Origin of the sequence: Erwinia sp. V71 (assembly GCF_965644245.1) — a bacterium.
Taxonomy (GTDB): Bacteria; Pseudomonadota; Gammaproteobacteria; order Enterobacterales; family Enterobacteriaceae; genus Erwinia.
The window spans coordinates 1-13,640 of sequence record NZ_CBFFRK010000120.1 but is presented as its reverse complement, the minus strand read 5'-3'; the positions used below and the strand labels follow the sequence as shown (position 1 = coordinate 13,640).

The 13,640-nt window shown below is 56.1% G+C and carries 13 protein-coding genes; 10 read left to right on the top strand and 3 right to left on the bottom strand.

Annotated features, from left to right (window positions below; translation table 11 throughout):
* Positions 1–41 precede the first annotated feature (41 nt).
* Both ACSZO1_RS18485 and queE read left to right on the top strand, forming a co-directional pair.
* Positions 42–1,094, top strand: a complete 1,053-nt coding sequence (locus ACSZO1_RS18485; RefSeq protein ID WP_437615239.1) for an SGNH hydrolase domain-containing protein — start codon at positions 42–44, stop codon at positions 1,092–1,094.
* A 98-nt stretch (positions 1,095–1,192) separates the two neighbouring features.
* Positions 1,193–1,864 (top strand): 7-carboxy-7-deazaguanine synthase QueE, encoded by a 672-nt coding sequence (queE, locus tag ACSZO1_RS18480; RefSeq protein ID WP_437615237.1) that lies wholly within the window; start codon positions 1,193–1,195, stop codon positions 1,862–1,864.
* 84 nt (positions 1,865–1,948) lie between these two features.
* On the opposite strand, the gene queD is transcribed toward queE, so the two are convergent.
* Positions 1,949–2,308: a 6-carboxytetrahydropterin synthase QueD gene (gene queD, locus ACSZO1_RS18475; protein ID WP_437615235.1), complete on the bottom strand. Its 360-nt coding sequence runs from the start codon at positions 2,306–2,308 to the stop codon at positions 1,949–1,951.
* Between the two features lie 298 nt (positions 2,309–2,606).
* Between queD and cysJ the strand changes: the two genes are divergently transcribed.
* From cysJ to ACSZO1_RS18460, 3 genes are read left to right on the top strand one after another with little or no spacing between them, the layout of a single operon-like run.
* Positions 2,607–4,412, top strand: coding sequence for an NADPH-dependent assimilatory sulfite reductase flavoprotein subunit (cysJ, locus tag ACSZO1_RS18470; RefSeq protein WP_437615233.1), 1,806 nt, complete (start codon positions 2,607–2,609; stop codon positions 4,410–4,412).
* Positions 4,412–6,124: an assimilatory sulfite reductase (NADPH) hemoprotein subunit gene (gene cysI / locus ACSZO1_RS18465; RefSeq protein ID WP_437615231.1), complete on the top strand. Its 1,713-nt coding sequence runs from the start codon at positions 4,412–4,414 to the stop codon at positions 6,122–6,124. Before cysJ ends, cysI begins: the two co-directional genes overlap by 1 nt.
* A gap of 11 nt (positions 6,125–6,135) precedes the next feature.
* Positions 6,136–6,867, top strand: coding sequence for a phosphoadenylyl-sulfate reductase (locus tag ACSZO1_RS18460; RefSeq protein WP_437615229.1), 732 nt, complete (start codon positions 6,136–6,138; stop codon positions 6,865–6,867).
* A 347-nt stretch (positions 6,868–7,214) separates the two neighbouring features.
* Here the strand turns inward: ACSZO1_RS18460 and ACSZO1_RS18455 are convergent, their stop codons facing one another.
* Together ACSZO1_RS18455 and ACSZO1_RS18450 are read right to left on the bottom strand one after the other, a co-directional pair.
* On the bottom strand, positions 7,215–7,499 hold the full coding sequence (locus ACSZO1_RS18455; RefSeq protein WP_437615227.1) for a YciI family protein: 285 nt from the start codon (positions 7,497–7,499) through the stop codon (positions 7,215–7,217).
* Complete coding sequence (locus tag ACSZO1_RS18450) at positions 7,499–8,530, bottom strand: aminopeptidase (RefSeq protein ID WP_437615226.1); 1,032 nt, start codon at positions 8,528–8,530, stop codon at positions 7,499–7,501. The genes ACSZO1_RS18455 and ACSZO1_RS18450 overlap by 1 nt, the downstream gene beginning before the upstream one ends.
* A 256-nt stretch (positions 8,531–8,786) precedes the next feature.
* Between ACSZO1_RS18450 and cysG the strand changes: the two genes are divergently transcribed.
* Genes cysG through ACSZO1_RS18425 form a run of 5 tightly spaced genes read left to right on the top strand, consistent with a single transcriptional unit; the run spans position 8,787 to position 13,540 of the window.
* The gene (gene cysG, locus ACSZO1_RS18445) at positions 8,787–10,202 is read left to right on the top strand and encodes a siroheme synthase CysG (protein WP_437615224.1); all 1,416 of its coding nucleotides are present in this window, start codon (positions 8,787–8,789) and stop codon (positions 10,200–10,202) included.
* Between the two features lie 9 nt (positions 10,203–10,211).
* Positions 10,212–11,120 (top strand): sulfate adenylyltransferase subunit CysD, encoded by a 909-nt coding sequence (gene cysD, locus ACSZO1_RS18440; protein WP_437615222.1) that lies wholly within the window; start codon positions 10,212–10,214, stop codon positions 11,118–11,120.
* 11 nt (positions 11,121–11,131) lie between these two features.
* On the top strand, positions 11,132–12,559 hold the full coding sequence (gene cysN, locus ACSZO1_RS18435) for a sulfate adenylyltransferase subunit CysN (RefSeq protein WP_437615220.1): 1,428 nt from the start codon (positions 11,132–11,134) through the stop codon (positions 12,557–12,559).
* Positions 12,559–13,164, top strand: a complete 606-nt coding sequence (gene cysC, locus ACSZO1_RS18430; RefSeq protein ID WP_437615218.1) for an adenylyl-sulfate kinase — start codon at positions 12,559–12,561, stop codon at positions 13,162–13,164. Before cysN ends, cysC begins: the two co-directional genes overlap by 1 nt.
* A 55-nt stretch (positions 13,165–13,219) precedes the next feature.
* A complete protein-coding gene (locus ACSZO1_RS18425; protein WP_437615216.1) occupies positions 13,220–13,540 on the top strand; it encodes a DUF3561 family protein in 321 nt (106 codons plus the stop codon).
* Positions 13,541–13,640 lie beyond the last annotated feature (100 nt).

Below are 13,640 nucleotides of genomic sequence, written 5' to 3'. Positions count from 1 at the left end.
CCCGGCTGATCGAAGAGATGCGAAACTGTGATCGAACTTCGATGCCAATCCGTGATCGTTCAGAGCGGAATACGCACCTCTGGCACTGGCCGATTATTGTCTACAGCAAGATGTTCTTTAATTTCAGCGCAGGCACCCGCGAACTGGTGATTGTCGCGCTGACCTTCGGGCTGGCGGTGGCTTCGCGCTATCTGATTGAAATTCCCTTCCGCTACAAACTGTCGGCGCTGCGCTCAGGCGGCATTGTCACTGCCTCGGCGGCAGCGCTGGTCATACTGGGCTGCAGTACGTTCTATGTCAGCCATTACCAAAATCATTCTGGTCATTTCTCTGATGATGCACTGACACTGGCGAAATTCTCGCAATATCATGGTACTGATGAATACTATTATCAGTTCCGCACCGGCAGCTGCTTTATTGACGGCAACGATGCAAGCAAGGGGACTTATCAGCGCGAGCAGTGCCTGAAAACGTCAACCACCGGCAGAAATTACTTACTGATTGGGGACAGCCATGGTGCTCATCTGTGGCGCTCGCTGAGCACGGCGGCAGGTGAACAGGTGAATCTGATTCAGGCGACGGCTGCGGGCTGTAAACCGGTTATCGGTCAGACGTTCAGCAATAAATGTACTGAACTGATGAACTACATCTACACCGAGTGGCTACCGCACCATAAGCTGGATGGTGTGATCATCTCCGCACGCTGGCTGCCACAAGATATGGCACTGTTACAGACAACACTGACCAGGCTGAAGTCCGTTGCCAGTAATATTGTGGTCATGGGGCCAACGATAGAGTACAGCGAGGCGTTGCCTGACTTGCTGGCTTATCAGCATGACGGACGCACCGATCTGGTGGCGCACTCCGTCGATCAGCAAATTAAAGGGATGGACCAGCGTCTGCAACGCCTCGTCAGTCAGCAGCAGGTACGCTATATCTCGGTGTATAACATCGTCTGCCCACAGGATCGCTGCCATGCGCTGGCATCGAATGGTGAACCGAGCGCCTTCGATTATGGTCACTTTACCCTGAGTGGTGCTGATGATGTGGCGCGTCAGGCCATCGTACAGATGCACCGGGATATATTTATGTAACACTCGTGCGGCGGGTTTGACGGTATTGCGCCTTTTTATTCGGCGATATTTGGCGCATAATCGCGCCCCTGATATTCCCACCCGCTAGCGAGAAAGTGATGCAGTACCCGATTAATGAGATGTTCCAGACGTTGCAGGGCGAAGGTTTTTACACCGGCGTCCCGGCAATTTTTATCCGTTTGCAGGGATGCCCGGTTGGCTGCAGCTGGTGCGACACCAAGCATACCTGGGATAAGCTGGCCAGTCGGGAAACATCACTGGGCGATATTCTGGTGAAAACCGTCGAGAGCGATGCCTGGGGCAATGCTGATGCAGCGGCGCTGATCGCGACTATCCGCCAGCAGGGCTGGACCGCGCGCCATGTGGTAATTACCGGCGGTGAACCGAGCATCTATGATTTAACGCCGCTCACCACCGCGCTGGAAACGGCGGGTTTCAGCTGCCAGATTGAAACCAGCGGCACGCATGAGGTGCACTGCTCCGAGCGCAGCTGGGTGACGGTTTCGCCGAAAGTGAATATGCGTGGTGGTTATGATGTGCTGGCGCAGGTGCTGAAACGTGCGGATGAGATTAAGCATCCGGTCGCGCGTCAGCGTGATATTGACGCACTCGATGCCTTACTGGCGACGCTGGATGCTGATCCGGCGCGGATTATCGCGTTGCAGCCGATTAGTCAGAAAGACGATGCCACAAAGCTGTGTATTGAAACCTGCATCGCGCGCAACTGGCGTCTGTCGATGCAGACGCATAAATACCTGAATATTGCCTGACTTCGCTCTCTTCCCAGACCGGGAGAAACCGCTATTTCAGTACCGAGCCTTCCCCCGCCACGCGGGGGAAGGCTCCAGGCCAGCTTAGCCTTTATACACGCAACCCGCGGTACAGGTTTCTTTCACCATCACTGCACTAAGTTCCGGCAGTGTCGGTTTCAGCTGATCCCAGATCCATGCCGCCAGCACTTCGCTGGTCGGGTTTTCCAGGCCAGGAATATCATTCAGATAATAGTGGTCGAGGCGATCATAAATCGGTTTAAACGCCGCTTTCAGGTCGGCAAAATCCATTACCCAGCCGGTATACGCATCCACTTCGCCGGTGATTTCAATGCGCACCAGAAACGAATGGCCGTGCAGACGACCACATTTATGGCCCTCCGGCACATGCGGCAGGTGGTGCGCGGCTTCAAACTGGAAATCTTTAAATAGCGTGGTTGCCATGGTTATACAGTCTCAGTCTCATCAAAAAACCGACGAAGTCTAACGGAAAACCGTTTTTTCCGCACTCATTTAGCGTTTTTATCGATAAGATGCGGGTGAAAGCTTTAGCAGTCGATATTAACATTATGATTATAAACATATTTATTAATCGATTTTGGCGATAAGCCTTACCCGTAAAACCACTTAGTTATTTTGGTTATTTATTATTTCTAACCCTTATTTAAGGGTTATTATGCCTCCCGGTAACCTACCCTCACTTATTCCGTCCCGGACCACTGACACTGGAATTTTCAACGCGATGACGACTCAGCCTCCCCAGAATTCTCTGCTGCCGCTCAACCCCGAGCAGCTTGCCCGTTTACAGGCGGCGACAGGTGACTTTTCCACCACCCAGCTTGCCTGGTTGTCTGGCTATTTTTGGGGCATGGTCAATCAGGCACCAGGCGCAGTGGTCGCCAGTGCACCTGCTGCGGTGGAGATTCCGGCGGTCACCATTTTGTCCGCTTCGCAAACCGGCAATGCCCGTCGTCTGGCGGAACAGCTGCGCGATGACCTGCTGGCGGCGAAACTGAACGTCAATCTGGTCAATGCCGGTGACTATAAGTTTAAGCAAATCGCGCAGGAAAAACTGCTGGTGGTGGTCACATCCACCCAGGGTGAAGGCGAGGCGCCAGAAGAGGCGGTGGCGCTGCATAAATTCCTGATGTCGAAGAAAGCGCCGAAGCTGAACGATACCGCCTTTGCGGTGTTTGGCCTCGGCGATACCTCTTATGAATTCTTCTGCCAGGCGGGCAAAGATTTTGACGGCAAGCTGGCGGAACTGGGTGGTACACGTTTGCTGGATCGCGTCGATGCCGATGTCGAGTACGCCGCTGCCGCGGCGGGCTGGCGTCAGCAACTGGTCGAGATCCTGAAAGCTCGTGTGCCCGCTGAATCCTCAGCTGTGGCGGCCGTAACCGCAACGGGCAGCGTGAATGAGATTCACAGCAGCCCGTACAGCAAAGAAGCGCCATTAACTGCCTCACTGGCGGTAAACCAGAAAATCACCGGTCGCGATTCAGATAAAGACGTGCGCCATATCGAAATCGATCTCGGCGACTCCGGTCTGCGCTACCAGCCTGGCGATGCGCTGGGCGTATGGTATGAAAACGATCCGGCGCTGGTACAGGAACTGACAGAGCTGTTGTGGCTGAAAGGTGATGAGCCGGTTGAGGTTAACGGCACGACGCTGCCACTGGCGGAAGCGCTGCAGAAACATTTCGAACTGACGGTGAATACACCGCAGATCGTTGAGCAGTTTGCGCATTTGTCGCGTAACGAGGCGCTGCTGGCAATGGTGGGCGATAAAGCTCAGTTGCAACACTATGCGCAGAGCACGCCGATTGTGGATATGGCGCGTAATGCCCCAACGGAGCTGAACCCGGAACAGCTGATCGGCCTGCTGCGCCCGCTGACGCCGCGTCTTTACTCGATCGCCTCATCGCAGGCCGAGAGTGAAACCGAGGTGCATATCACCGTCGGCGCAGTGCGTTATGAGATTGATGGCCGTGTGCGCGGTGGTGGTGCCTCCACCTGGCTGGCGGATCGTCTGGAAGAGGATGGCGATATCCGCGTGTTTATCGAGCATAACGATAACTTCCGCCTGCCAGCCAACCCGGAAACGCCGGTGATTATGATTGGACCTGGCACCGGTATCGCACCATTCCGCGCCTTTATGCAGCAGCGTGATAACGAAGGTGCGGGCGGCAAAAACTGGCTGTTCTTTGGCAATCCGCACTTTACCGACGATTTCCTTTATCAGGTTGAGTGGCAGCGCTATGTGAAAGATGGCCTGCTGACCAATATTGATTTAGCCTGGTCACGTGACCAGAAACAAAAAATATACGTACAAGACAAAATCCGCGCGAAAGGTGCGGAAGTGTGGAGCTGGATTAAAGAAGGCGCACACCTTTACGTCTGCGGCGACGCCAACCGAATGGCGAAGGATGTTGAGCAGGCATTACTGGAAGTGGTAGCCGAGCACGGTGGCATGGACACCGAGACGGCTGACGAATTTTTAAGTGAGCTGCGCATTGAGCGCCGTTATCAGCGAGATGTGTACTAATGAGCGAAAAACACCCTGGACCGCTGGTCGTTGAAGGTAAGCTGGTCGACGCCGAGCGGCTGAAAAAGCAGAGCAACTATCTGCGTGGCACCATTACCGAGGATCTCAGCAATGGTCTCACCGGTGGTTTTACCGGTGATAACTTCCTGCTGATCCGTTTCCACGGCATGTACCAGCAGGATGACCGTGATATCCGCGCCGAACGTGCAGAACAGAAGCTGGAGCCGCGTCATGCGATGATGCTGCGCTGCCGTCTGCCGGGCGGGATTATTACGCCGCAACAGTGGCTGGCGATTGATAAGTTCGCCACGGATAACACCATTTATGGCAGTGTGCGTCTGACCAACCGTCAGACGTTCCAGTTTCACGGCATTCTGAAAGGCAATGTGAAACCGGCGCACCAGATGTTGCACGAAGTCGGACTGGACGCGCTGGCGACCGCCAACGACGTTAACCGTAACGTGCTGTGCTCGTCGAACCCGGTGGAGTCGGAACTGCATCAGGAAGCGTACGAGTGGGCGAAGAAGCTTTCTGAACATCTGCTGCCGCAGACGCGTGCTTATGCCGAGATCTGGCTGGATCAGGAGAAGGTTGCGACCACGGATAAAGAGCCAATCCTTGGCGAAACCTATCTGCCACGTAAGTTTAAAACCACCGTGGTGGTGCCGCCGCATAACGATGTCGATCTGCACGCTAACGATCTGAACTTTATCGCCATTGCCGAGAAGGGCAAGCTGGTGGGCTTTAATCTGCTGGTGGGCGGTGGCTTATCTATCGACCACGGTAATAAAGCCACGTATGCGCGTACTGCCAGTGAGTTTGGTTATCTGCCGGTAGAGAAGATCCTCGACGTGGCGGAAGCGGTGGTGACGACGCAGCGCGACTGGGGTAACCGTACTGACCGTAAGAACGCCAAGACCAAATACACGCTGGAGCGTGTGGGCGTGGAGACCTTTAAGCAGGAAGTGGAGCGTCGCGCCGGGATCACGTTTGAGCCGATTCGTCCGTATGAGTTTACCACCCGTGGCGATCGCTTTGGCTGGGTGAAAGGCATCGATAATAAGTGGCACCTGACGCTGTTCGTGGAGAATGGTCGTCTGCTGGATTATCCGGACCGTCCACTGAAATCGGGTGTGGCTGAGATCGCTAAGATCCATCAGGGCGATTTCCGTCTGACCGCTAACCAGAATCTGATTGTTGCCGGGGTTCCGGAGGATCAGAAAGCGGTGATCGAGCAGCTGGCGCGTTCCCACGGTTTGATGGAGAACGTGACGGCGCAGCGCGAGAATTCGATGGCCTGTGTGGCTTTCCCAACCTGTCCGCTGGCGATGGCGGAAGCGGAGCGTTTCCTGCCGGAGTTTGTGACCCGCGTGGAAGGGATCATGAATCAGCATGGTGTCGGTGAAGAGCACATAGTGTTACGCGTTACCGGTTGTCCGAACGGCTGCGGTCGTGCCATGCTGGCGGAAATTGGGCTGGTGGGCAAAGCGCCGGGGCGCTACAACCTGCATATTGGTGGCAACCGTATCGGCACGCGTATTCCGCGTATGTTCCGCGAGAATATTAATGAAGAAGAGATTCTGGCGAGCATCGATGAACTGGTCGGCCGCTGGGCGAAGGAGCGTGAAGCTGACGAAGGTTTCGGCGATTTCACCATTCGTGCAGGCATTGTTAAACCGGTGCTCGATCCGGCGCGTGATTTCTGGGAATAACGGAGGCAATGATGTCTGCATTCGATCTGGCTGCGCTGAATGACATGCCGAAAGTCGAGCGTGTGATGGCGCTGGCACAGGTGAATAATCAGCTGGATAGGTTGCCGGCGCAGGATCGCATTAGCTGGGCGCTGGAGAATCTGCCGGGTGAGTTTGTGCTCTCTTCCAGTTTTGGTATTCAGGCGGCGTTGCTGTTGCATATGGTGACGCGCCAGAAGCCGGATATTCCGGTGGTTCTGACCGATACTGGCTATCTGTTTCCGGAAACATATCAGTTTATCGACGCGCTGACTGAGCAGCTGGATTTGAATCTGCAGGTGTTCCGTGCCGGGCAGTCGGCGGCGTGGCAGGAAGCGCGTTATGGCAAGCTGTGGGAGCAGGGCGTGGAAGGCATCGAGAAGTACAACCAGATTAACAAGGTTGAGCCGATGAACCGCGCGTTGCAGACGCTTGGCGCCAGCACCTGGTTTGCCGGGTTACGGCGCGATCAGTCCGGCAGCCGGGCGCATTTGCCAGTGCTGGCGATTAAGCGCGGTATTTTTAAGTTTCTGCCAATTATCGACTGGGATAACCGTCAGGTGTATCAGTATCTGCAGCAGAACGGTCTTAGTTACCATCCGTTGTGGGATCAGGGCTATCTCTCGGTGGGAGATACCCATACCACGCGCAAATGGGAACCGGGCATAGCGGAAGAAGAGACGCGCTTCTTTGGTCTGAAGCGTGAATGCGGGTTGCATGAGTAATACTGTGCTGCATCTGCATCTGCATCAGTGATATTGATTGGTGTTGTCTTTGATCCGGTGACCACGCCGGGAACACGTGCCGATCGGAAAGTCGCTGTTCGTCATCCCTGACCGCTCGGCCTACGCCATCCCTGGCGTGGGACGCTTTCCTCTTCGGCCCGTGTTCCCTGCGCTTTGATTTTGGGAGTCGTCTGTTTAACCCCCAGTCAGTAATTGCTGAGTGCTATTGATACGCCATCCCTGGCGTGGGACGCTTTCCTCTCCGGCCCGTGTTCCCTGCGCGTTGGCTTTTTAGTCGCCTGTTTAAACCCCAGCATCATTTTCAGCGTCTCTTTTAAGCCGCCGGTTTAAATCCCTACCAGTGAATTCAGTGCTTCGTTTGCACGTGTGACGTTGACTTTGGTGATCTCATAGTTGGCGACCGCAACAAACGGATCTTCCATTACGATCTGGTTCAGCGTTTCGCGATCCATCTCTCTTGCCACAATCACGCCGCCGGTGCGTGGATCTTTACGTCCCGCAAACAGAAAGTCACCGCTGGCGAAGTAGCGATCCAGCCAGGCAATATGCCCTTCGAGCAGGGCTTCGACGTCTTCAATCGGGTTCGTGTAGGTCAGGGACACGATATACATTACGACTCCTTTTGGGGCTGTGGATTAGCCAGTTCGTTCAGTAATGGCAGCAGGATTTTGACGCTGTCACGGCTGCGCAGCGCAATGCGTCCGGGCAGCCAGCGGTCAAGGTAACTGAGGTTATCACGCTCGGTCTGATGGCGGCTAATCCCCTGCGGGAAATGGGAGGAGGTGCGGCGCTGCTGCGCGCCATCTTTTTTCCCCAGCGTCCAGTTGGTGGCGCGGACATCCAGCAGCGGGAAACCGGCGGCATCAAAGGCGTTGTCGGCCTGATAGTCGTTTTTCGCCAGCTGATGGCTGCTGGCGCCAATGCCGTGACGTCGCGCCAGTGCCAGCGCGCGGTCGCGCGTCTGGCGTGCGACCGCTGCAGGGGTATGACGACCACTGCTGAAGTAGAGTGTATCCCCGGTCAGCAGGCTGTCGAGGTTAATCACCAGCAGGGTATTTTTCTTCTCGGCTTCCGACATGCGCGCCAGGTAGTCGGCGCTGCCGCGCTGGCCAATCTCTTCACCGCTCAGGGCAACAAAGCGCACGCCGTAGTGCAGGGGCGTCTGGCTCAGACGCTGTGCCAGCTCGAGCATCACCCCCAGTCCGGCGGCGTTGTCATCGACGCCCTGCAGGCGCAGGCCGCCGAGATTATGTGCCACCTCGCTGTCACTGCGCGGGCTCCAGGTATCGAGGTGTGCCACCACCAGTATCTGTTGTGGTGCGCTGCCTTCGCGTGCAGCAATCACCGAGGTGCCGGTGACGTTTTTCCATGCCGTGTGGCCATCCTGGTAGTGATACTGGTAACGGGTATGAAAATCGCGTTTATTGCTCTGGTAACCCATGTTGCTGAACTGCTGTTGCAGGTAGTCAGCGGTGAGCAGTTCCGCCGGGCTGCCGACCATACGGCCAGGAAACCAGGTGGCGATATTACGCAGCTGCTGTTCGGCCTGTTTTCCGACAGCCACATCCGCCGCGCTCACCGGTAAAGCGATACCGCTACTGAGTAGCGCGGCCAGCGCTGTCAGGCGGAGGGGGGAAAACATTTCAGTGTCCTTAGGCGTCATCCAGTGGCGCACCAGAGAAAAAATTTTGCTGTGCTAGTATGAAACTGTGACCGCCTTCAGACAATTTCATTCTCTCTGAAAGCCCCGAATAATCATCTGTTAAGCACATTTTGTGCGTAGCTTAGTTGTTGTGTTATTCCATTCGGTAACTACTCATTCCAATTAGTAATTTATCTGCCCGAACCCGGAGACGTATAGTCGCCTTAACTTTCTGTTATTGCATAGTAAGGCCGACGTGGACTATCTCCCGATATTTGCCGATCTTAAGTCGAAGCCGGTCCTCGTGGTAGGCGGTGGTGATGTGGCGGCGCGCAAAATTGAATTGCTGCGCCGTGCTGGCGCGCGCGTGCAGATTGTCGCGCGTGAACTCTGCGAAGAGCTGCAGGCGCTGGCGGATATTGCTGCCGTTGAATGGCTGGCGAGCGAATTTGTCGAAACACAGCTCGACAGTGTGTTTCTGGTGATTGCCGCCACTGATGACAGTGCGCTTAATGGGCTGGTGTATGAGGCGGCAAACCGCCGTCATCTGCTGGCGAATGTCGTGGATGACCAGCCGAAGTGCTCCTTTATTTTCCCTTCTATCGTTGATCGCTCACCGCTGGTGGTAGCGATCTCTTCCAGCGGCACCGCGCCGGTACTGGCGCGTTTGTTGCGTGAAAAGCTGGAGGCGTTGCTGCCTGCTAACCTTGGTCAGATGGCGCAAATCGCCGGTGAGTGGCGTCACAAGGTGAAGCAACGTTTCAATAAAATGTCTGATCGTCGCCGTTTCTGGGAGCGGGCGTTTAATGGCCTGTTCGCCAGCCAGGTGGCTGCCGGTAATGTGCTGGGCGCACGACAGACGCTGGATGATCAACTGGTGCACCCGGAAAAAGTGCAGGGTGAAATTGTGCTGGTCGGTGCCGGGCCGGGCGACAGCGGTCTGCTGACGTTACGCGGTTTGCAGGTGATGCAACTGGCAGACGTGGTGCTGTATGACCATCTGGTCAGTGAAGAGATTCTCGATTTAGTCCGGCGTGATGCAGACCGCATCTGCGTCGGTAAACGCGCGGGCGCGCACTCGGTGCCGCAGGAAGAGACCAACCGCCTGCTGGTCGAGCTGGCGCAGCAGGGTAAGCGTGTGGTGCGCTTAAAAGGCGGCGATCCGTTTATCTTTGGCCGCGGCGGAGAAGAGCTGCAGGCGGCGCAGGCGGCCGGAATCCCGTTCCAGGTGGTGCCGGGGATTACTGCAGCGGCGGGGGCAACGGCGTATGCCGGTATTCCGCTGACCCACCGCGACTATTCGCAGAGCGTGATGTTTATTACCGGCCATTGCCGCACCGGCGGTGAGGGTGTGGACTGGCCTGCGCTGGCGCGTGAGCGGCAGACGCTGGCGATTTATATGGGCACGGTGAAAGCAGCGGAAATCAGTCAGCAACTGATTGCCCATGGCCGTGACGCCAGCACCCCGGTGGCGGTGATTGGCTGTGGTACTCGTCAGGAGCAGCAGGTGCTGACCGGTACACTGCAACAACTCGAAGAACTGGCGCAACGCGCGCCAACGCCAGCGCTGTTAGTGATTGGCGAAGTCGTCAATCTGCATGCGCAGTTGGCCTGGTTTCAACATTCAGCGCAACAGGCCGGACGCGAATCCGCCGTTGTGAATTTGGCTTGAGGAAAGATCATGGATCAAAAACGACTTACTCATCTGCGTCAGCTGGAGGCGGAGAGTATCCATATCATCCGCGAAGTGGCGGCGGAGTTCTCCAATCCGGTGATGATGTACTCCATCGGTAAAGACTCTTCGGTGATGCTGCATCTGGCGCGCAAAGCCTTCTATCCGGGAACCCTGCCGTTCCCGCTGCTGCATGTTGATACCGGCTGGAAATTCCGTGAGATGTACGAATTCCGCGATCGCACGGTAAAAAACATCGGCGCTGAGCTGCTGGTGCACCGTAACCCGGAAGGGGTGGCGATGGGCATTAACCCGTTTGTCCACGGCAGCGCCAAGCACACTGACATTATGAAAACCGAAGGGCTGAAGCAGGCGCTGAACAAGTATGGTTTTGACGCCGCCTTTGGTGGTGCGCGTCGTGATGAAGAGAAATCCCGCGCCAAAGAGCGTATCTACTCCTTCCGCGACCGTTTCCATCGCTGGGACCCAAAAAATCAGCGTCCGGAACTGTGGCACAACTACAACGGCCAGATTAACAAGGGCGAAAGCATTCGTGTCTTCCCGCTGTCGAACTGGACCGAGCTGGATATCTGGCAATATATCTTCCTGGAAAATATCGAGATTGTTCCGCTGTATCTGGCAGCACCGCGTCCGGTGCTGGAGCGCGACGGCATGCTGATGATGATCGATGATGATCGCATTAACCTGCAACCTGGTGAAGTGATTGAGCAGCGCATGGTGCGTTTCCGTACCCTCGGCTGCTGGCCGCTGACGGGCGCGGTAGAGTCGGAAGCACAGACACTGCCGGAGATTATCGAAGAGATGCTGGTATCGACCACCAGTGAACGTCAGGGACGCGTAATTGACCGCGACCAGGCCGGCTCGATGGAGCTGAAGAAACGCCAGGGTTATTTCTAAGGAGCCGCCAGATGAACAATATCATTGCACAACAAATTGCCGATCAGGGCGGCGTTGAAGCCTGGCTGCACGCACAGCAGCATAAAAGCCTGCTGCGTTTTCTCACCTGCGGCAGCGTGGACGACGGTAAAAGTACGCTGATTGGCCGTCTGCTGCACGACACCCGCCAGATCTATGAAGATCAGCTCTCTTCGCTGCATAACGACAGCAAACGTCATGGTACGCAGGGCGAGAAACTCGATCTGGCGCTGCTGGTGGATGGCCTGCAGGCCGAGCGCGAGCAGGGCATCACCATTGATGTCGCCTATCGCTACTTCTCGACCGAGAAGCGTAAATTCATTATCGCCGACACCCCGGGCCATGAGCAGTACACGCGTAATATGGCGACCGGCGCATCTACCTGTGACCTGGCGATCCTGCTGATCGATGCGCGTAAAGGCGTGCTGGATCAGACCCGCCGTCACAGCTTTATCTCCACGCTGCTGGGGATTAAGCATCTGGTGGTGGCGATCAACAAAATGGATCTGGTGGAGTACAAACAGGACATCTTCGAGCAGATCAAACAGGATTACCTCGATTTCGCAAAACAGCTGCCGGAGCATCTGGATATCCGCTTTGTGCCACTGTCGGCGCTGGAAGGTGAGAACGTAGCGTCGCCGAGCGCCAGCATGAACTGGTACAGCGGCCCAACGCTGCTGGACGTGCTGGAAACGGTGGAAGTACAGCGTACCGTGGATCAACAGCCGATGCGTTTCCCGGTGCAGTATGTCAATCGCCCCAACCTCGATTTCCGCGGTTATGCCGGTACGCTGGCGTCCGGTACGGTACAGGTGGGACAACGGGTGAAAGTGCTGCCTTCCGGCGTGGAATTCAGCATTGCGCGTATCGTCACCTTTGATGGCGATCTGCAGCAGGCGGGCGCAGGCGAAGCGCTGACGCTGGTACTGAAAGATGAAATTGATATCAGCCGTGGCGATCTGCTGGTGGATGCCAGCGCCGATCTGACTGCGGTGCAGGGTGCCTCCGTGGATGTGGTGTGGATGGCGGAGCAGCCGCTGTCGCCAGGCCAGAGCTACGATGTGAAAATCGCCGGTAAGAAAACCCGCGCACGCATTGAGAAAATCCAGTATCAGGTGGAGATTAACAGCCTGACGCACAATGCGGCGGAAAGCCTGCCGCTGAACGGTATCGGCCTGGTAGACGTCACTTTTGACGAGCCAATGGTACTGGATGCCTATCAGCAGAATCCGGTTACGGGCGGGATGATCTTTATTGATCGTCTCAGCAATGTCACGGTGGGCGCGGGCATGATCCGCGAACCGCAGGCAGAGGCGGTGGCAAACCGTGGTGAATTCAGCGCCTTTGAGCTGGAACTGAATGCACTGATCCGTCGTCACTTCCCGCACTGGGGTGCACGCGATCTGCTGGGTGGCAAATAATGGCGACACACGATGAAAATGTGGTGTGGCATGCGCACGCGGTAACGCGTGCGCAGCGCGAAAGCCAGCATGGTCATCAGGGCGTGGTGCTGTGGTTTACCGGGCTGTCCGGCTCGGGTAAATCCACGGTGGCAGGTGCGCTGGAGCAGGCGCTGCATCAGCTTGGGGTCAGCACCTATCTGCTTGATGGCGACAATGTGCGCCACGGTCTGTGCCGTGACCTGGGCTTTAGCGATGATGACCGTAAAGAGAATATTCGTCGTGTTGGCGAAGTGGCAAAACTGATGGTCGATGCCGGGCTGGTGGTGCTGACTGCGTTTATCTCGCCGCACCGCGCGGAACGCCAGATGGTGCGCGATTTGCTGGGCGACGGACAGTTTATTGAGGTGTTTGTCGATACGCCGCTGGCGATCTGCGAAGCGCGCGATCCGAAAGGGTTGTACAAGAAAGCCCGCGCAGGCGAACTGCGTAATTTCACTGGTATTGATGCGGTATATGAAGCGCCGGAGCAGGCGGAAATTCACCTTGATGGCGAACAATTGGTAACAAAATTGACGGCGCAATTGTTAGACCTGCTGCGCGGTCGCGATATCATCAGATCCTGAGATAGCAGAGTAAACCGCCATCAGAGCGGGCCGACAACGCGTCAACAGGATACTTATGCAGAACGTTACCCCTATGCTTGCCCGTAAAGATGAACGTGACCAGGAAGAGACATCCTGGTCATTCCCCGGTGGTGTGATTGGCTTTGTTTGCTACTGGTTTGCGCTGGCGATCCCGTTCCTGCTGTACGGCTCTAACACGCTGTTCTTCTTCCTCTACACCTGGCCTTTTTTCCTCGCGCTGCTGCCGGTGGCGGTGGTGATTGGCATTGTCTTCAGCCTGCTGCTGCGCGGGCGCATGATCTGGACATTTCTCGCGACGGCGTTTGTGGTGGTGTGCCTGTTCTGGCTGCTGTTTTCGTTTCTCAGCGGCTGGTAATGATTCTCCCTCCCCCATGGAATGGGTGTACGGTCCGGGGACACAGTGAACACTTGTTCGGGGACATGGTAGACACTTACAACTAAGGCATAAGAACCCG